Source organism: Winogradskyella sp. (assembly GCF_013213835.1).
In the GTDB taxonomy this organism is placed as follows: Bacteria; Bacteroidota; Bacteroidia; order Flavobacteriales; family Flavobacteriaceae; genus Winogradskyella.
Map to the genome: position 1 here is coordinate 83,178 of NZ_JABSSU010000001.1, position 17,867 is coordinate 101,044.

Consider the following 17,867-nt stretch of genomic DNA (forward strand, 5'->3'; position numbering starts at 1 on the left):
GTCTAGAGGATTTGTCAAAAAGTAGCTGTTAAACTTACATGTACCTTAGAATCAGAAAGCTTAAATGGTCTATTTTCTGACTTACCGCTAGAATAATTTAATCTAAATAGACCTGAGTTGGTTAGCAGTCCTAATCCAAATCCAAATCCAAATAGTTTTTCCTTACTATCTGTGATTTGATTTTCGAAATACGCAGCGTCAAAAACAGAATGCACATAGACACTATTGCTTAGCCTATATCGATACTCTGTATTTAGTACACCATAAAGATTTGCTACAAGGCTATTTTCTTCAAATCCTCTAATGGAATTGATGCCGCCAAATCTAAAAAGTTCATTATCTAGGTAATCATCGGAAGTTAGAATCGCGCCGTTTATTCTTGTGTAAATACTGTTATTGGGGTTAAGATTAAAAATCTTAAAAGCATCAACATTAAATACTGATTGACTCTGATTACTTAAATTATTTTCCCTATTACCTAAACCTGAAGATAAATCAAACCTAAAATTTACAGGGAATAATGGATCATAAAATTGTGGTTTAATAAAGTTGTAACTTAAAGTGTAATAATTAGAGGTGTAATCATTTAAAATTGCAGTGTCATTTTCCAGTAAATTAGTTGAGCTTGTACTAGATACACCTGCGCCAATTCTGTGTTGAGAATTGATTTGGTAATTCATTTTAACGTATTGCTTTGCATTAGAAAATGTGGTATCCTTTCTAAAAATGTTTAAACCAAACTGAAGCCCAATAGGCGATCCAAATAAATAGGGTAAGTCTGTGTCGATTCTAAATGTTTGTTGATCAATCTCGTCACTTTTATAGAATAGGTTTATGGATTCACCGTAATTTAAATTGTTGATAAGCCTCAAATCAAGGTACCCATCAAACTCAATTCTATTAGTGTTTTCATTCGTGCCGAAACCAAGGAAGCCATCAAAATTATTGGTTCTAGTTTTTTCTACATATAAATAGAGTGTTGTAGAATCTTTAGTGAATAAAACCTCAGGATCTCTTATTTTGCTTGCGAAACGAATATCTTCCAAAAGTTCAACTTTGTTTGTAATCTCATTGAGGTTAAATGTCTCGCCGGTTTTTAGTTTTAAAAATCGTTTGATGTATGATTTTGGAAACTTCTCATAACCTTTAATGACTATATTGTCAATTCGTCGTTTTTGATTGGAAATCACTTTTAGGTCAGCAGCAAGTAGTTTAGAGTTAAGCTTGTTTATATTTATTAATTGCAATGAAGAAAAGGGGTCGCCTTCTTCTGCTATTTTTGAGTTTAATATGTTAAGGGTTTTTTCAAGTTCAATGATGTTAACTTCAAAATGGTTTTCTTTTTGTGTGAAGTTGAACAGTTTTAATAAATCTTTATTAAATATAGAATCATAATGTATCCGTATGCTATTGATGCGATTTTTAAGATTTAAATTTGCTGTATATAAGGAGTCATTCTCTTTTGTGATATGTTCGATGCTTGTATCAATAAAGCCAATGCGGAGTAGTTTCTTTTTTAAAGAAGATAGTTCTTTTTCTAGTTTTAAATAATTCTTGAAGCTATTTACATAGCCTACAGAATCAATTATTTTGGTTTCAGCAGCAGTATTGCCTTCTACCTTTAAATTAAGAGATTGACCAAAACTTTGATTTGCCCAAATCAATATGAAAAAAATAAAGGAAAAATAATACTTACTTGGCATTTATAATTTCGTCTTGTTTCCTGTTTTTAATTAATCTTGATTCTTAAAAGTAAAACGTAAAAATAGACCATAATATATATGTATAAAGTGAAACGTATTATTTCTTTAAAAAATAAATTCTCAACTATTTGAATAATAAATATATATTTCTACCTTTGCAGCCCTCAAAAGTGAGGGTTAAATAAATATTTATATAGAAATATATGCCAACAATTTCACAATTAGTACGAAAAGGAAGAGCCAAAATAACCAAGAAGAGTAAATCGGCTGCTTTGGATTCGTGTCCTCAAAGACGTGGTGTATGTACTCGTGTTTATACAACGACACCTAAGAAACCAAACTCAGCAATGAGAAAGGTAGCAAGGGTTCGTTTAACAAACGGAAACGAGGTTAACGCATACATCGGTGGTGAAGGTCACAATTTACAAGAGCACTCGATAGTATTAGTTAGAGGTGGAAGGGTAAAAGATTTACCAGGAGTTAGATATCACATCGTTCGTGGTGCGTTAGATACAGCAGGTGTTGCTGGACGTACACAACGAAGATCTAAGTATGGTGCAAAACGCCCTAAGAAGTAATTTAAAACTTTAAGAAGAAGACATGAGAAAAAGAGCAGCAAAAAAGAGACCTCTTTTACCAGACCCAAGGTTTAACGATCAGTTAGTAACACGTTTTGTTAACATGATGATGTGGGATGGTAAAAAGTCAGTAGCTTTTAAAGTATTCTACGATGCAATTGATATTGTTGAAGAGAAAAAAAATGATGACGAAAAAACAGCTTTAGAAATCTGGAAAGATGCCTTATCTAATGTGATGCCTCACGTAGAAGTACGTAGTCGTCGTGTTGGTGGTGCTACATTCCAAATTCCAATGCAAATTCGTCCAGACCGTAAAGTTTCTACGGCAATGAAGTGGTTAATTGGCTACGCAAGAAAAAGAAACGAAAAATCTATGGCACAACGTTTAGCTTCGGAAATTATAGCTGCAGCTAAAGAAGAAGGTGCGGCCGTTAAGAAAAGAGTTGATACTCACAAAATGGCAGAAGCAAACAAAGCATTCTCACACTTTAGATTTTAATATATAATGGGAAGAGATTTAAAATTTACAAGAAATATTGGTATTGCCGCACATATTGATGCAGGTAAAACTACAACTACAGAGCGTATCCTTTACTATACAGGTGTATCGCACAAGATTGGTGAAGTACATGATGGTGCTGCAACAATGGACTGGATGGAGCAAGAGCAAGAAAGAGGTATAACAATTACTTCTGCTGCTACAACTTGTACATGGAACTTTCCATTAGAGAATGGTCAAAAAACTCCAGATACTAAGGGTTACCACTTTAATATTATTGATACTCCGGGTCACGTTGACTTTACTGTTGAGGTGAACCGTTCTTTACGTGTATTAGATGGTTTAGTATTCTTATTTAGTGCTGTTGATGGTGTTGAGCCACAGTCAGAAACTAACTGGAGATTAGCTGATAACTATAAGGTACCACGTATTGGTTTCGTAAATAAAATGGACCGTCAAGGATCTAACTTTATGGCAGTATGTCAGCAAGTTAAAGATATGTTAGGTTCTAACGCAGTGCCAATCGTAATGAACATTGGTGACGAAGCTGATTTTAAAGGGATCGTTGATTTAGTAAAGAACCGTGCAATCGTATGGCATGATGAAACTCAAGGTTCTACTTTCGATGTTATCGATATTCCAGAAGAATTAAAAGCTGAAGCTGCTGAATTAAGAGCTCAGTTAATTGAAGAGGTAGCAAGTTATGATGAAAATCTTCTTGAGAAATTCATGGAAGATGAAGATTCAATTACTGAAGAAGAAGTACATGCTGCTTTAAGGGCTGCGGTTATGGATATGTCTATTATTCCAATGATTTGTGGTTCTGCATTCAAAAATAAAGGTGTACAGTTTTTATTAGACGCTGTTTGTCGTTATTTACCTTCTCCGGTAGATAAGGAAGCGATTGTAGGTACTGATCCAAATACTGAGAGTGAAATCTCTCGTAAGCCAGATGTTAAAGAACCTTTCTCTGCATTAGCATTTAAAATTGCTACTGATCCTTTTGTTGGTCGTTTAGCATTCTTTAGAGCGTATTCAGGTCGTTTAGACGCAGGTTCTTATGTTTTAAATAACAGATCTGGTAAAAAAGAGCGTATCTCTCGTATCTATCAAATGCATTCTAATAAGCAAAATGCTATCGAGTTCATCGAGGCAGGTGATATCGGTGCAGCGGTAGGATTTAAAGATATTAAAACAGGTGATACTTTATCTGATGAGAAGAATCCAATTGTATTAGAATCAATGGACTTCCCAGATCCAGTAATTGGTATCGCTGTTGAGCCTAAAACTAAGGCAGACGTTGATAAGTTAGGTATGTCTTTAGCTAAATTAGCGGAAGAAGATCCAACATTTACAGTTAGAACAGACGAAGCTTCAGGTCAGACTATTATTTCTGGTATGGGTGAGCTTCACTTAGATATTATTGTAGACCGTCTTAAGCGTGAGTTTAAGGTTGAGGTTAACCAAGGTCAGCCACAAGTAGAGTATAAAGAAGCTATTACACAACGTGCACAACACAGAGAGGTTTACAAAAAGCAATCTGGTGGACGTGGTAAATTCGCAGACATCGTATTTACTCTTGAGCCAGCTGAAGAAGGTAAACAAGGTCTTGAATTCGTTTCTGAAATTAAAGGTGGTAACGTTCCAAAAGAATTCGTTCCTTCAGTTGAGAAAGGATTTAAGATGGCAATGATTAATGGCCCATTAGCAGGTTACGAAGTAGATGCTATGAAAGTGACTTTAACTGATGGTTCTTACCACGATGTAGATTCTGATCAGTTATCTTTCGAATTGGCTGCAAAATTAGGATTTAAAGCTGCTGCAAAAGCTGCAAAAGCTGTAATCATGGAGCCAATCATGAAGTTAGAAGTGTTAACGCCAGAAGAATATATGGGTGACATCGTAGGTGACCTTAACCGTCGTCGTGGTCAAGTAAATGACATGAGTGATAGAGCAGGTTCTAAAGTTGTTAAAGCTCACGTGCCATTATCAGAAATGTTTGGTTATGTGACGTCATTAAGAACATTATCTTCAGGTAGAGCAACATCTACAATGGAATTCTCTCACTATGCAGAGACTCCATCTAACATATCAGAAGAAGTAATCAAAGCAGCTAAAGGAGTAGAAGCTTAAAAACTAAAAGAAAATGAGTCAGAAAATTAGAATAAAGTTAAAGTCTTACGATCATAATTTAGTTGATAAGTCTGCTGATAAGATTGTAAAAACTGTAAAGAGCACAGGTGCCGTTGTAACTGGTCCAATTCCATTACCAACACACAAGAAAATATTCACTGTGTTGCGTTCACCTCACGTTAATAAGAAGTCTAGAGAACAATTTCAATTAAGCTCTTACAAGAGATTATTAGATATTTACTCTTCATCTTCTAAAACAATTGACGCTTTAATGAAGCTTGAATTACCAAGTGGTGTTGAGGTAGAGATTAAGGTGTAATTTCTAATTCCTGTGAAAACAGGAATCTAAAATGTCCCACCGATGCGGTCGCGGGAAAAACGGTATAAATACAATTCAAGGCTGAAACGTATTTTTCAGCCTTGAATTTTAAATAACAAAAAGTAATAATTAATAAATAATAAATATGTCTGGGTTAATTGGAAAAAAAATCGGTATGACCAGCATTTTCGATGAAAATGGAAAGAACATTCCATGTACAGTAATCGAAGCAGGTCCATGTATCGTTACCCAAGTCAGAACCGAAGAAACAGATGGCTATTCTGCGCTTCAATTAGGTTTCGATGACGCGACAGAAAAAAACGCTACTAAAGCTGCTATCGGGCACGCTAAGAAAGCGGGTACTTCTGTAAAACGCAAAGTCGTAGAATTTAAAGGTTTTGGTGAGGAGTACAAATTAGGTGATGCAATCACAGTTGAGCAATTTACGGAAGGTGAGTTCGTCGATATCTCAGGAACTTCTAAAGGTAAAGGTTTTCAAGGTGTAGTTAAGCGTCACGGTTTTGGTGGTGTAGGTCAAGCAACGCATGGTCAGCACAACCGTTTAAGAGCTCCAGGTTCTATTGGTGCAGCTTCTTATCCTGCGAGAGTATTCAAAGGAATGAAGATGGCCGGAAGAATGGGTGGCGAAACAATTAAAGTTCAAAATTTAGGAGTTTACAAAGTGGTTCCAGAAAAGAACTTACTAGTAGTGAAAGGTTGTGTACCAGGTCACAAGAATTCTTATGTAATTATTGAGAAGTAATGGAAGTAGCAGTTTTAGATATAAACGGAAAAGATACGGGTAGAAAAGCTGAGCTTTCTAAAGACGTATTCGCTATAGAGCCAAACAATCATGCTGTTTATTTAGATGTTAAGCAATACTTAGCAAATCAAAGACAAGGAACGCATAAGGCTAAAGAAAGAGGAGAGATTACTGGAAGTACACGTAAGATTAAAAAACAAAAAGGAACAGGTACTGCACGTGCTGGTTCTATTAAGTCTGGTGTATTTAAAGGTGGTGGACGTATGTTTGGACCAAGACCAAGAAATTATGGTTTCAAACTTAACAAAAGCGTTAAGCGTTTAGCACGTAAATCTGCATTAAGTATCAAAGCAAACGACAATTCAATAGTAGTTTTAGAAGACTTCAATTTTGAGGCTCCAAAAACTAAGAATTTCGTGGATGTATTGAAAGCATTAGAGATAGAGAACAAAAAGTCTCTATTTGTGTTGGGTGACTCGAATAATAATGTATATTTGTCGTCGCGCAATTTAAAAGGGTCTGAAGTTGTAACTACTTCAGAATTAAGTACTTATAAGATAATGAACGCTAATAAGGTTGTTCTTTTAGAAGGTGCTTTAGAAGGAATTGAATCGAACTTAAGTAAATAAAACACAGATGAGTATCTTAATTAAACCGATAATCACAGAAAAAGCAACCATGCAAAGTGAGTTGCTAAATGCTTATGCATTTGAGGTGAATACTAAGGCGAACAAGGTAGAAATCAAAAAAGCAGTTGAAGCTGCTTACGGTGTTTCTGTAGAAAAAGTTCGTACTATAAATGTCCGTCCAGATAGAAGAACTCGTTATACAAAAACGGGTATTCAACATGGTAAAACAAATGCTGTTAAAAAGGCAATTGTACAACTGGCGGAAGGTGAGACAATAGATTTATACGCTAACATGTAATTAGACGAAAATGTCAGTTAGAAAATTAAAACCGATCACATCAGCTCAGCGTTTTAGAGTAGTAAATGGATTTGACGCCATCACTACTGATAAGCCGGAGAAAAGTTTACTTGCTCCGAAAAAAAGATCTGGTGGTAGAAACAGTCAAGGAAAAATGACCATGCGTTATATTGGTGGTGGTCATAAGAAGAAGTATCGTATTATTGATTTTAAACGTAACAAAGCAGGAATTCCAGCTGAAGTTAAAACAATCGAGTACGATCCAAACAGAACAGCTTTTATTGCTTTATTAAACTATCAAGATGGTGAGAAGAGATACATCATCGCTCAAAATGGTTTACAAGTAGGGCAAAATGTTGTGTCTGGTGAATCAGGAATTGCGCCAGAAATTGGTAACGCAATGCCATTAAGTGAGATACCTTTAGGTACAATTATTTCTTGTATAGAGTTACGTCCAGGTCAAGGTGCTGTTATGGCGCGTAGTGCTGGTGCATTTGCTCAGTTAATGGCAAGAGATGGTAAGTTTGCTACGGTAAAATTACCTTCAGGGGAAACTAGAATGGTGTTAGTAACATGTATGGCTACTATTGGAGTTGTTTCTAACTCAGATCATCAGTTGTTAGTATCTGGTAAAGCAGGTAGAACAAGATGGTTAGGAAGACGTCCACGTACTAGACCAGTAGTAATGAACCCGGTTGATCATCCAATGGGTGGTGGTGAAGGTAAATCTGCTGGAGGTCACCCAAGATCTAGAAACGGTATACCTGCTAAAGGTTATAGAACGCGTTCTAAGACCAAGGCAAGTAACAAGTATATTGTAGAACGTAGAAAGAAATAATTAAGAAAGTAGTATGGCACGTTCATTAAAAAAAGGACCTTATATCCACTATAAATTAGAAAAGAAAGTTGCAGAGAATGTAGCTTCAAACAAAAAGACGGTTATCAAAACTTGGTCTAGAGCATCAATGATATCTCCAGATTTCGTTGGTCAAACGATTGCAGTTCACAATGGTCGTCAATTCGTTCCAGTTTATGTAACTGAGAATATGGTAGGTCACAAATTAGGAGAATTTTCACCAACAAGATCTTTTAGAGGTCATGCAGGTGCTAAGAATAAAGGTAAAAAATAAGAATCATGGGAAGTCGTAAAAAACAAATGGCGGAAGCTATTAAGGCTGAGAAGAAGCAGGTTGCTTTTGCTAAGCTAAATAACAGTCCTACATCTCCAAGAAAGATGCGTTTAGTTGCAGATTTAGTAAGAGGTGAAAAGGCTGAGAAAGCTCTTCAGATTCTTAGATTTAGCCCTAAGGAAGCGTCTCGTCGTTTAGAGAAGTTAGTTATGTCTGCTATTGCAAACTGGCAGGCTAAAAACGAAGATGCTGATGTAGAAGAAGCTAATCTATTTATCAAAGAGATTAGAGTAGATGGTGGTTCTATGTTAAAGAGATTGCGTCCAGCACCTCAAGGTAGAGCACACAGAATTAGAAAGAGATCTAATCATGTTACAGTGGTAATAGATTCATTAAATAAAACACAAAGCTAAGATAGAACATGGGACAAAAGACAAATCCAATCGGAAATCGTTTAGGTATTATCAGAGGATGGGAATCTAACTGGTATGGCGGAAATGATTATGGAGATAAACTTGCTGAGGATGATAAAATCCGTAAGTATATCCATGCGCGTTTATCTAAAGCTAGTGTAAGTAGAGTAATTATTGAGCGTACGCTTAAACTTGTAACCGTTACTATCACTACTGCTAGACCTGGTATAATTATCGGTAAAGGTGGTCAAGAGGTAGATAAGTTAAAAGAAGAGCTTAAAAAGATTACTGGAAAAGAGGTTCAATTGAACATCTTTGAAATTAAAAGACCTGAACTAGATGCACATTTAGTAGCAGCAAGTATTGCTCGTCAAATTGAAAGCCGAATTTCTTACAGAAGAGCAATTAAAATGGCTATCGCTGCTGCAATGCGTATGAATGCTGAAGGAATTAAAGTTCAAATTAGTGGTCGTTTGAACGGTGCTGAAATGGCACGTTCTGAGCACTACAAAGAAGGACGTATTCCGTTATCTACATTTAGAGCTGATATAGATTATGCTCTAGTTGAAGCACACACTACTTATGGTAGATTAGGTGTGAAGGTGTGGATTATGAAAGGTGAAGTGTATGGAAAAAGAGAGCTTTCTCCATTAGTTGGTCTTTCTAAGCAAAAAGGAAAAGGTGGACGTGGTAACAACAAACAACGTCGAAGAAAGTAATTTTTTAAAGAGAAGAAAAAATGTTACAGCCTAAAAGAACAAAATTTCGTAAGCAGCAAAAGGGTCGTATGAAAGGTAATGCAGGAAGAGGCCATATGTTATCAAATGGTACTTTCGGTATTAAATCATTAGACGCATCTTTTATAACTGCTCGTCAAATAGAAGCAGCGCGTATTGCCGCTACTCGTTACATGAAAAGAGAAGGGTCATTATGGATTAAAATATTTCCAGACAAGCCTATCACAAAGAAACCTCTTGAAGTACGTATGGGTAAAGGTAAAGGTGGTGTTGAGTATTGGGCAGCTGTTGTAAAACCAGGACGTGTATTATTTGAAGTAAGTGGTGTGCCATTAAACGTAGCTAAAGAAGCATTACGTTTGGCAGCTCAAAAACTTCCAGTAAAAACTAAGTTTATCATAGCTAGAGATTACGAAGCTTAATAACAAATTATTATGAAGCAATCAGAAATTAAACAGCTTTCAACAGCTGAGTTACAAGAAAAACTTAGTGAGACTAAAAAGAGTTATGCAGACCTAAAAATGGCTCACGCAATATCTCCTTTAGACAATCCAATTCAATTACGTAACGTACGTCGTAGCGTAGCAAGAATTGCGACAGAATTAACTAAAAGAGACGATCAATAATTGTATCTGCTGAAAGATGGAAAAAAGAAACTTAAGAAAAGAACGTATAGGGATAGTTACTAGTAACAAAATGGAGAAATCTATTGTTGTTTCAGAAGTAAAGAAAGTAAAACACCCTATGTATGGAAAATTCGTGTTAAAAACAAAGAAATATGTTGCGCACGATGAGACAAACGACTGCAACGAAGGTGATACTGTAAAGATCATGGAAACAAGACCTTTAAGTAAATCTAAGTGTTGGAGATTAGTAGAAATAATTGAAAGAGCGAAGTAATTATGGTACAACAAGAATCAAGATTAAAAGTAGCTGACAACACAGGAGCTAAAGAAGTTTTAGTAATTCGTGTTTTAGGTGGTACAAAAAGAAGATATGCTTCTGTTGGTGATAAAGTTGTAGTTTCTGTAAAAGATGCTACCCCTAACGGAAACGTAAAGAAAAAAGCAGTTTCTACTGCGGTTGTTGTACGTACAGCTAAAGAAGTAAGAAGACCAGATGGTTCTTACATTAGATTTGACGATAATGCATGTGTTTTATTAAACCCACAAGGTGAGATGAGAGGTACGCGTGTATTTGGTCCTGTAGCAAGAGAACTTCGTGATAAACAATTCATGAAAATTGTATCATTAGCACCGGAGGTGCTTTAATTGATTAGTAAGATGATAAAGCTTAAAATAAAATCAGGAGATACAGTAAAAGTAATTGCTGGAGATCACAAAGGATCAGAAGGTAAAGTACTTAAAGTATTAAGAGAAAAGAACAGAGCCATCGTAGAAGGTGTAAATATGGTGAAGAAACACACTAAGCCAAGTGCACAGAATCCACAAGGTGGCATTGTTGAGAAAGAAGCATCAATTCACATTTCTAACTTGTCTTTATTAACAAGTAAGGGTGAAACTACAAGGGTAGGTTATAGAATGGATGGCGACAATAAAGTAAGATTTTCTAAAAAATCTAATGAAGTAATTTAATTATGGCTTACGTTGCAAGATTAAAAAAAGAGTACCAGGAAAAAGTTGTTCCTGCTCTTACAGAAGAATTTGGATATAAAAATGTGATGCAAGTACCAAAACTACAAAAGATAGTTTTATCTAGAGGAGTTGGGGCTGCTGTAGCAGATAAGAAGTTAATTGATCACGCTGTTGACGAATTAACTAAAATATCTGGTCAAAAAGCTGTTGCTACAATATCAAAGAAAGACGTTGCTACATTTAAGTTACGTAAAGGTATGCCAATTGGTGCAAAAGTAACTTTACGTGGAGAGCAAATGTATGAGTTCTTAGATCGTTTAGTAACTAGTGCTTTACCACGAGTTAGAGATTTTAACGGTATCAAAGCTAATGGTTTTGATGGTCGTGGAAACTACAACTTAGGTGTAACAGAACAGATTATTTTCCCAGAGATTGATATTGATAAAATCAACAAAATCTCAGGTATGGATATCACATTTGTGACTTCTGCAGAGACAGACAAAGAAGCAAAGTCACTATTAACAGAACTAGGATTACCATTTAAAAAGAATTAATTATGGCTAAAGAATCAATGAAAGCTCGTGAGGTGAAGCGCGCTAAAACGGTTGCTAAATATGCTGCGAAAAGAAAAGCTTTAAAAGAAGCTGGCGATTACGAAGCATTACAAAAGTTACCAAAGAATGCATCACCAATACGTATGCACAACCGTTGTAAACTTACAGGTAGACCAAAAGGTTATATGAGACAGTTTGGTATTTCTCGTGTAATGTTTAGAGAAATGGCTAACAAAGGGTTAATTCCTGGTGTGAAAAAAGCAAGTTGGTAACATTGAGGAAGCGAATTAGCTTCTGTACAATTATCAATATAACTATTGTATAATCGGAATTTAGGTTCGAGAAGTTCGAAAACCATTTTCCAAAATTTTAAATTATGTACACAGATCCAATAGCGGATTATTTAACGCGAGTTAGAAATGCTGTGAAAGCAAACCACAGAGTGGTTGAGATTCCTGCTTCTAACTTAAAAAAGGAGATAACTAAAATATTATTCGATCAAGGATATATTTTAAGTTACAAATTTGATGACTCATCAGTACAAGGTACAATCAAAATTGCCTTAAAGTACAACAAAGACACTAAAGAGTCAGTAATCAAAAAAATTCAAAGAATCAGTAAACCAGGTTTACGTAAATATGCTGGTGCTAACGAAATGCCAAGAATCTTAAATGGTTTAGGTATTGCAATTGTTTCTACTTCTCATGGAGTTATGACAGGTAAGCAAGCGCAAAGAGAAAACGTTGGTGGCGAGGTATTATGTTACGTTTACTAAAAACAGGAAATTATGTCAAGAATAGGTAAAAGCCCAATAACAATTCCTGATGGTGTTACTGTTGATGTTCAAAACAACGTAATTACCGTTAAAGGTAAATTAGGAGAGTTAACTCAAGATTATTCAGATGTTGAGATAACAATGGAAGATGCTACAATTACTGTTGCTCGTCCATCAGACAAAAAAGATCACAGAGCAAAACACGGTCTTTACAGAGCGTTAATTGCAAATATGATAGAAGGCGTTTCTAACGGGTATACTAAAGAATTAGAATTAGTAGGTGTTGGTTACAGAGCTTCTAATCAAGGACAAAAATTAGATTTAGCTATCGGTTTCTCTCACAATATCGTAATGGATATTGCGCCAGAAGTAAAAGTTGAAACTATTTCTGAAAAAGGTAAAAACCCTATAGTTAAATTAACATCTCACGACAAACAATTAGTTGGTCAGGTTGCTGCGAAAATCCGTGGTTTCCGTAAGCCAGAGCCTTACAAAGGAAAAGGTATCAAGTTTGTTGGTGAAGAAATTAGAAGAAAAGCAGGTAAATCAGCTTAATAATTGAGTTATGGCATTAACAAAGAACGAAAGAAGACACAGAATAAAAAACAGAATCCGTAAGGTTGTATCTGGTACTGAAGCAAGACCAAGATTAACTGTTTTTAGAAGTAACAAAGAGATCTATGCTCAAGTTGTAAATGATGTAACCGGTGTAACTATAGCTGCTGCATCTTCAAGAGACAAAGAGATCGCAAAGTCTAAAGGTAATAAGACTGAAGTAGCTGCTTTAGTTGGTAAGGCTGTTGCAGAAAAAGCTATCAAAGCTGGTGTTGAAGCTATTTCTTTTGATAGAGGTGGTTACTTATATCACGGAAGAGTAAAATCATTAGCAGAAGGTGCTAGAGAAGCAGGACTTAAATTTTAAGACATTATGTATCAAAAATATAAAAACGCAGAATTAGTAAAGCCAGGCGGACTAGATTTAAAAGACCGTTTAGTTGGCGTACAGCGTGTAACTAAAGTAACAAAAGGTGGTAGAGCATTCGGTTTTTCTGCTATAGTAGTAGTAGGAGACGAAGCAGGTGTTGTTGGTCACGGTTTAGGTAAATCTAAAGACGTTGCAACTGCAATTGCAAAGGCTGTTGAAGACGCTAAGAAAAATTTAGTGAGAATTCCTATCATTAAAGGAACATTACCACACGAGCAAAAAGGTAAATTTGGTGGTGCTAGAGTAAACATTATTCCAGCTGCACCTGGTACCGGAGTAATTGCTGGTGGTGCTGTAAGAACTGTACTTGAAGCAGTAGGTGTACATGATGTATTATCTAAGTCTCAAGGTTCATCTAACCCTCACAATGTAGTGAAAGCAACTTTTGATGCATTATTACAATTAAGAGATGCTAAAACTGTTGCAAGAGAACGTGGAATTTCACTTGAAAAAGTATTTAAAGGATAAATCATAGGAAAGATGGCAAAGAAGATAAAAGTAACTAAAGTAAAAAGTGCAATCAATCGTACTAAAAGACAAAAGTTAACATTAGAAGCTTTAGGTCTTAAAAAGATTGGTCAAGTAGTAGAGCACGATGCCACACCAAATATCCTTGGTATGGTAAGAAAAGTTGAACATTTAGTTTCTGTAGAAGAAGCTTAAAAATATACACTTAACAATGGATTTAAGTAATTTAAAACCTGCAGAAGGTTCAGTTAAAAATCAAGGAAAACGTATAGGACGTGGTCAAGGATCTGGTAAAGGTGGTACTGCAACAAGAGGTCACAAAGGTGCTAAGTCTCGTTCTGGTTATTCTAAGAAATTAGGATTTGAAGGTGGTCAAATGCCTTTACAAAGGCGTGTTCCAAAGTTTGGATTTAAAAATATCAACAGAGTAGAGTATCAAGGAATCAACTTAGATACTTTACAACAATTAGTTGATGAGAAGAAAATTAACGACTCAGTAGATTTTGAAACACTTGTGTCTTTAGGTAAGGCTGGAAAAAATGATCTAGTTAAAATCTTAGGAAGAGGTGAATTAAAGTCTAAATTAACAGTAACTGCTCATAAATTTACTGCTACAGCAAAAGCTGCTATTGAAGCTGCTGGTGGTGAGGCTGTAACTTTATAAGAACACAAGGATGAAAATAATAGAAACATTAAAAAACGTCTGGAAAATCACTGAGCTTAAAGATAGAATTGTTCTAACTTTAGGATTGTTATTAGTATATCGTTTTGGTGCTCAAGTTGTATTGCCAGGTATTAATATCAACGCTTTAGGTGGACTACAATCTGGTGTTGATGGCGGAATATTAGGATTATTAAACGCTTTTACAGGTGGTGCTTTTGCAAACGCATCTGTATTTGCATTAGGAATTATGCCTTACATTTCTGCATCTATTGTAGTACAATTAATGGGTATAGCGATTCCTTATTTACAGAAGTTACAAAAAGAAGGAGCTAGTGGTCAGAAGAAAATTACTCAGATTACACGTTGGTTAACTATTGGTATTTGTTTAGTGCAAGCACCAGGTTATTTAGCGAGTGTACCTGCTTTATCGGGTGCACAATCTATGGGTGCTTTACTTTTACCAGGTTTTAACGAAAGTGTTTTCTATTTCTCTTCTGTGGTAATCTTAGTAACTGGTTGTGTTTTTGCAATGTGGTTAGGTGAGAAAATTACAGACAAAGGTATCGGAAACGGTATTTCATTATTAATTATGGTTGGTATCATTGCAACAATGCCTCAATCGTTTTTACAAAATCTAGGTTCTAGAACTGAAGGTGGAAATGGTGGTATCATGATGGTATTAATAGAATTAGTAATATGGTTTTTAATCATCTTAGCGTCAGTATTCCTTGTAATGGCAGTACGTAAAGTTGCTGTACAATATGCAAGAAGAACAGCTTCAGGTGGTTATGAAAAGAATGTATTCGGATCGCGTCAGTTTTTACCATTAAAGCTCAATGCTTCTGGGGTTATGCCAATCATATTCGCGCAAGCTATTATGTTTGTGCCTGGTTTAATTGGTAGTGCCTCGTTTTTAGAAGGAACTGATACTGGTCAATGGCTACAAGCTGAGTTCGGTAATAATATATTTGGATTCTGGTATAATTTAGTGTTCGCATTTTTAATTATAATATTTACATATTTCTATACTGCGATTACTGTACCTACTAATAAAATGGCTGACGATTTAAAGCGTAGCGGTGGTTTTATTCCAGGTATAAGACCAGGCACTGAAACTGCGGAGTACTTAGATAAGATAATGTCACAGATAACATTACCAGGATCTATATTCCTAGCATTGGTAGCTGTATTTCCAGCTTTTGTTTATCAATTAGTTGGTACGCAACAAGGTTGGTCATTATTCTTCGGTGGTACATCACTATTAATTATGGTTGGTGTGGCGATCGATACAATGCAGCAGATTAATTCTTATTTATTAAATAAGCATTATGATGGCTTGATGAAAACCGGTAAAAACAGAAAGTCTGTTACCGCTTAATTATAAAATTATTTAGAAGATTCCATTCAAAAAATTAGGCAAGGTATTTGTTAAACTTGGATTGAATACTAAAAATTATTTATGGCAAAACAAGCAGCAATAGAACAAGACGGAACAATTATAGAAGCATTATCTAATGCAATGTTTCGTGTAGAATTAGAAAACGGTCACATTGTGACAGCTCACATTTCTGGTAAAATGCGTATGCACTATATTAAGTTATTACCAGGAGATAAAGTAAAACTAGAAATGAGCCCTTACGATTTAACAAAGGCTCGTATAACTTATAGATACTAAGAATGCTCTGGTGGCTGAGGTACTCGAAGCCACAAGGAGTTCTAAATTTAAAAAAAGATGAAAGTAAGAGCATCAGTTAAAAAAAGAAGTGCTGATTGTAAATTAGTACGACGTAAAGGAAGACTATACGTAATTAACAAAAAGAATCCTAGATTCAAACAAAGACAAGGATAATAAAGTCATTAGTAATTAGTAGTTAGATGAATCTGTTCGAAATCGAAAGGTTTAGGATTCTAACAACTAAAAGCTAACAGCTAAACACTAAATTTATGGCAAGAATTGCAGGTGTAGACATACCAAAACAAAAAAGAGGAGTTATCTCTTTGACTTATATCTATGGAATAGGTAAAAGTAGAGCAAAAGAAATTTTAGAAACTGCTAAAGTAGACGAGAGTACAAAAGTTCAAGATTGGACAGATGCAGAGATCGGAGCGATCCGTGAAGCTGTAGGTACATTTAAGATCGAAGGTGAATTACGTTCTGAAACACAATTAAACATTAAGCGTTTAATGGATATTGGATGTTACAGAGGTATTCGTCATAGAGCTGGTCTTCCTTTAAGAGGACAACGTACTAAGAACAACTCTCGTACAAGAAAAGGTAGAAGAAAAACAGTTGCTAACAAAAAGAAAGTAACTAAGTAATAACAGACATTAGTCATTAGTAATTAGACGTTAGATGAATCTGTTCGAAATCGGAAGGTTTAGGATTCTAACAACTAAAAGCTAACAACTAGAAACTTAAAAAAATGGCAAAGTCAAATACAAAAAAACGTAAAGTAATTGTTGATGCAATTGGTGAAGCTCACATAACAGCATCATTTAACAACATCATCATTTCTTTAACAAACAAAAAAGGTGACGTTATTTCTTGGTCATCAGCTGGTAAAATGGGATTTAGAGGTTCTAAAAAGAACACACCATATGCAGCACAAATGGCAGCAGAAGATGCAGCAGGAGTTGCAAAAGAAGCTGGTTTAAAGAAAGTAAAAGTATACGTTAAAGGTCCTGGTAACGGTAGAGAATCTGCTATCAGATCAATTCATAATGCAGGTATTGAGGTATCAGAAATTGTAGATGTTACTCCACTACCACATAATGGTTGTCGTCCTCCAAAGAGACGTAGAGTATAATACATACACATATGTAGATGAGATTAATATCAATCGTTTATGCGGTTGATATTAATTTTTTATGTACATTTGCAAACCGAAAAAATAAACAAGTATCAACGAGAGATTAAGGATAGTAGAAGGATAAGCTTAAGACCTTAATTTTATTATCACTCTCAAAATTAATTTAAAATGGCAAGATATACTGGTCCTAAAACTAAAATAGCTAGAAAATTTGGTCAAGCTATCTTCGGAGATGACAAAGCCTTCGAAAAAAGAAATTATCCTCCAGGACAACATGGTCCTAACAAAAGAAGAGGTAAGAAATCTGAATACGCTATCCAATTAATGGAGAAGCAAAAAGCTAAATATACTTACGGTATTTTAGAGCGTCAATTCAGAAACATGTTCAAAAGAGCTACAGCTGCTCAAGGTATTACTGGTGAAGTTTTATTACAATTATGTGAGTCTCGTTTAGATAACGTGGTTTTCAGAATGGGTATCGCACCAACAAGAAGTGCAGCAAGACAATTAGTATCTCACAGACACATTACAGTAAATGGTGAAAAGGTAAATATTCCTTCTTACCAATTAAAAGCTGGTGATGTTGTAGGTGTAAGAGAAAAGTCTAAGTCTTTAGAAGCTATTCAAAATTCATTAGCTAACTCTAGCAATGTATACGAGTGGATTACTTGGAACAATGATACAAAAGAAGGTACTTATGTTTCTGTTCCTGCAAGAATCCAAATTCCAGAGCAAATCAATGAGCAGTTCATCGTAGAACTTTACTCTAAATAATAATTTAATAATCATATTGGTATTTGGCCAAAGGGTTTAT

31 protein-coding genes are annotated in these 17,867 nt (G+C 35.3%); 30 read left to right on the forward strand and 1 reads right to left on the reverse strand.

The window, feature by feature from the left end:
- Nucleotides 1-14: 14 nt before the first annotated feature.
- Nucleotides 15-1,703 (reverse strand): POTRA domain-containing protein, encoded by a 1,689-nt coding sequence (locus HRU50_RS00395; RefSeq protein WP_296346957.1) that lies wholly within the window; start codon nucleotides 1,701-1,703, stop codon nucleotides 15-17.
- Between the two features lie 203 nt (nucleotides 1,704-1,906).
- On the opposite strand from HRU50_RS00395, the gene rpsL reads away from it, so the two are divergent.
- From rpsL to rpsD, 30 genes are all read left to right on the forward strand, one after another.
- Nucleotides 1,907-2,281: a 30S ribosomal protein S12 gene (gene rpsL, locus HRU50_RS00400; protein ID WP_008269190.1), complete on the forward strand. Its 375-nt coding sequence runs from the start codon at nucleotides 1,907-1,909 to the stop codon at nucleotides 2,279-2,281.
- A 22-nt stretch (nucleotides 2,282-2,303) separates the two neighbouring features.
- A complete protein-coding gene (gene rpsG, locus HRU50_RS00405) occupies nucleotides 2,304-2,780 on the forward strand; it encodes a 30S ribosomal protein S7 (RefSeq protein WP_296346960.1) in 477 nt (158 codons plus the stop codon).
- Nucleotides 2,781-2,786: 6 nt separating this feature from the next.
- Nucleotides 2,787-4,913, forward strand: a complete 2,127-nt coding sequence (fusA, locus tag HRU50_RS00410; RefSeq protein ID WP_296346962.1) for an elongation factor G — start codon at nucleotides 2,787-2,789, stop codon at nucleotides 4,911-4,913.
- A gap of 13 nt (nucleotides 4,914-4,926) precedes the next feature.
- Nucleotides 4,927-5,232, forward strand: a complete 306-nt coding sequence (rpsJ, locus tag HRU50_RS00415) for a 30S ribosomal protein S10 (protein ID WP_007650482.1) — start codon at nucleotides 4,927-4,929, stop codon at nucleotides 5,230-5,232.
- A 145-nt stretch (nucleotides 5,233-5,377) separates the two neighbouring features.
- Nucleotides 5,378-5,995: a 50S ribosomal protein L3 gene (gene rplC, locus HRU50_RS00420; RefSeq protein WP_296346964.1), complete on the forward strand. Its 618-nt coding sequence runs from the start codon at nucleotides 5,378-5,380 to the stop codon at nucleotides 5,993-5,995.
- On the forward strand, nucleotides 5,995-6,624 hold the full coding sequence (gene rplD, locus HRU50_RS00425; protein ID WP_296346966.1) for a 50S ribosomal protein L4: 630 nt from the start codon (nucleotides 5,995-5,997) through the stop codon (nucleotides 6,622-6,624). The genes rplC and rplD overlap by 1 nt, the downstream gene beginning before the upstream one ends.
- Before the next feature lie 7 nt (nucleotides 6,625-6,631).
- The gene (gene rplW, locus HRU50_RS00430; RefSeq protein WP_111685495.1) at nucleotides 6,632-6,922 is read left to right on the forward strand and encodes a 50S ribosomal protein L23; all 291 of its coding nucleotides are present in this window, start codon (nucleotides 6,632-6,634) and stop codon (nucleotides 6,920-6,922) included.
- Nucleotides 6,923-6,932: 10 nt separating this feature from the next.
- Nucleotides 6,933-7,760 (forward strand): 50S ribosomal protein L2, encoded by an 828-nt coding sequence (rplB, locus tag HRU50_RS00435; RefSeq protein ID WP_296346970.1) that lies wholly within the window; start codon nucleotides 6,933-6,935, stop codon nucleotides 7,758-7,760.
- Between the two features lie 13 nt (nucleotides 7,761-7,773).
- A complete protein-coding gene (rpsS, locus tag HRU50_RS00440; protein WP_008269180.1) occupies nucleotides 7,774-8,052 on the forward strand; it encodes a 30S ribosomal protein S19 in 279 nt (92 codons plus the stop codon).
- A gap of 5 nt (nucleotides 8,053-8,057) precedes the next feature.
- Nucleotides 8,058-8,465 (forward strand): 50S ribosomal protein L22, encoded by a 408-nt coding sequence (rplV, locus tag HRU50_RS00445; protein WP_296346973.1) that lies wholly within the window; start codon nucleotides 8,058-8,060, stop codon nucleotides 8,463-8,465.
- 8 nt (nucleotides 8,466-8,473) lie between these two features.
- Complete coding sequence (rpsC, locus tag HRU50_RS00450) at nucleotides 8,474-9,184, forward strand: 30S ribosomal protein S3 (RefSeq protein WP_296346975.1); 711 nt, start codon at nucleotides 8,474-8,476, stop codon at nucleotides 9,182-9,184.
- A 20-nt stretch (nucleotides 9,185-9,204) separates the two neighbouring features.
- Nucleotides 9,205-9,624 (forward strand): 50S ribosomal protein L16, encoded by a 420-nt coding sequence (gene rplP, locus HRU50_RS00455; RefSeq protein WP_296346977.1) that lies wholly within the window; start codon nucleotides 9,205-9,207, stop codon nucleotides 9,622-9,624.
- A gap of 12 nt (nucleotides 9,625-9,636) precedes the next feature.
- A complete protein-coding gene (gene rpmC / locus HRU50_RS00460) occupies nucleotides 9,637-9,828 on the forward strand; it encodes a 50S ribosomal protein L29 (protein WP_296346978.1) in 192 nt (63 codons plus the stop codon).
- Between the two features lie 16 nt (nucleotides 9,829-9,844).
- Entirely contained in the window at nucleotides 9,845-10,102 is a 258-nt protein-coding gene (gene rpsQ, locus HRU50_RS00465; protein WP_040756784.1) for a 30S ribosomal protein S17, read from the forward strand.
- Nucleotides 10,103-10,104: 2 nt separating this feature from the next.
- Entirely contained in the window at nucleotides 10,105-10,473 is a 369-nt protein-coding gene (gene rplN / locus HRU50_RS00470) for a 50S ribosomal protein L14 (protein WP_278006379.1), read from the forward strand.
- 12 nt (nucleotides 10,474-10,485) lie between these two features.
- Nucleotides 10,486-10,797, forward strand: a complete 312-nt coding sequence (gene rplX, locus HRU50_RS00475; protein ID WP_296346985.1) for a 50S ribosomal protein L24 — start codon at nucleotides 10,486-10,488, stop codon at nucleotides 10,795-10,797.
- A 2-nt stretch (nucleotides 10,798-10,799) separates the two neighbouring features.
- Complete coding sequence (rplE, locus tag HRU50_RS00480; RefSeq protein WP_296346987.1) at nucleotides 10,800-11,351, forward strand: 50S ribosomal protein L5; 552 nt, start codon at nucleotides 10,800-10,802, stop codon at nucleotides 11,349-11,351.
- Between the two features lie 2 nt (nucleotides 11,352-11,353).
- A complete protein-coding gene (rpsN, locus tag HRU50_RS00485) occupies nucleotides 11,354-11,623 on the forward strand; it encodes a 30S ribosomal protein S14 (protein ID WP_111685484.1) in 270 nt (89 codons plus the stop codon).
- Between the two features lie 104 nt (nucleotides 11,624-11,727).
- The gene (gene rpsH / locus HRU50_RS00490) at nucleotides 11,728-12,126 is read left to right on the forward strand and encodes a 30S ribosomal protein S8 (RefSeq protein WP_296346989.1); all 399 of its coding nucleotides are present in this window, start codon (nucleotides 11,728-11,730) and stop codon (nucleotides 12,124-12,126) included.
- A 12-nt stretch (nucleotides 12,127-12,138) separates the two neighbouring features.
- Nucleotides 12,139-12,681: a 50S ribosomal protein L6 gene (gene rplF, locus HRU50_RS00495; protein WP_296346991.1), complete on the forward strand. Its 543-nt coding sequence runs from the start codon at nucleotides 12,139-12,141 to the stop codon at nucleotides 12,679-12,681.
- A 10-nt stretch (nucleotides 12,682-12,691) separates the two neighbouring features.
- Nucleotides 12,692-13,048: a 50S ribosomal protein L18 gene (gene rplR, locus HRU50_RS00500; RefSeq protein WP_296346993.1), complete on the forward strand. Its 357-nt coding sequence runs from the start codon at nucleotides 12,692-12,694 to the stop codon at nucleotides 13,046-13,048.
- 6 nt (nucleotides 13,049-13,054) lie between these two features.
- On the forward strand, nucleotides 13,055-13,579 hold the full coding sequence (rpsE, locus tag HRU50_RS00505; RefSeq protein WP_296346995.1) for a 30S ribosomal protein S5: 525 nt from the start codon (nucleotides 13,055-13,057) through the stop codon (nucleotides 13,577-13,579).
- A gap of 12 nt (nucleotides 13,580-13,591) precedes the next feature.
- Nucleotides 13,592-13,774 carry a 50S ribosomal protein L30 gene (gene rpmD / locus HRU50_RS00510; protein WP_296346997.1) on the forward strand — a complete coding sequence of 61 codons (183 nt, stop codon included), beginning with the start codon at nucleotides 13,592-13,594 and terminating at the stop codon, nucleotides 13,772-13,774.
- Between the two features lie 16 nt (nucleotides 13,775-13,790).
- A complete protein-coding gene (gene rplO, locus HRU50_RS00515; RefSeq protein ID WP_296346999.1) occupies nucleotides 13,791-14,243 on the forward strand; it encodes a 50S ribosomal protein L15 in 453 nt (150 codons plus the stop codon).
- Nucleotides 14,244-14,253: 10 nt separating this feature from the next.
- A complete protein-coding gene (gene secY, locus HRU50_RS00520; RefSeq protein WP_296347001.1) occupies nucleotides 14,254-15,621 on the forward strand; it encodes a preprotein translocase subunit SecY in 1,368 nt (455 codons plus the stop codon).
- A gap of 81 nt (nucleotides 15,622-15,702) precedes the next feature.
- Entirely contained in the window at nucleotides 15,703-15,918 is a 216-nt protein-coding gene (gene infA / locus HRU50_RS00525) for a translation initiation factor IF-1 (protein ID WP_007094967.1), read from the forward strand.
- 57 nt (nucleotides 15,919-15,975) lie between these two features.
- Nucleotides 15,976-16,092 (forward strand): type B 50S ribosomal protein L36, encoded by a 117-nt coding sequence (gene ykgO, locus HRU50_RS00530; RefSeq protein ID WP_008269159.1) that lies wholly within the window; start codon nucleotides 15,976-15,978, stop codon nucleotides 16,090-16,092.
- Nucleotides 16,093-16,187: 95 nt separating this feature from the next.
- A complete protein-coding gene (gene rpsM / locus HRU50_RS00535) occupies nucleotides 16,188-16,562 on the forward strand; it encodes a 30S ribosomal protein S13 (RefSeq protein WP_296347004.1) in 375 nt (124 codons plus the stop codon).
- 104 nt (nucleotides 16,563-16,666) lie between these two features.
- On the forward strand, nucleotides 16,667-17,050 hold the full coding sequence (gene rpsK / locus HRU50_RS00540; RefSeq protein ID WP_296347006.1) for a 30S ribosomal protein S11: 384 nt from the start codon (nucleotides 16,667-16,669) through the stop codon (nucleotides 17,048-17,050).
- Nucleotides 17,051-17,221: 171 nt separating this feature from the next.
- Nucleotides 17,222-17,827 (forward strand): 30S ribosomal protein S4, encoded by a 606-nt coding sequence (gene rpsD, locus HRU50_RS00545; protein ID WP_296347008.1) that lies wholly within the window; start codon nucleotides 17,222-17,224, stop codon nucleotides 17,825-17,827.
- Nucleotides 17,828-17,867 lie beyond the last annotated feature (40 nt).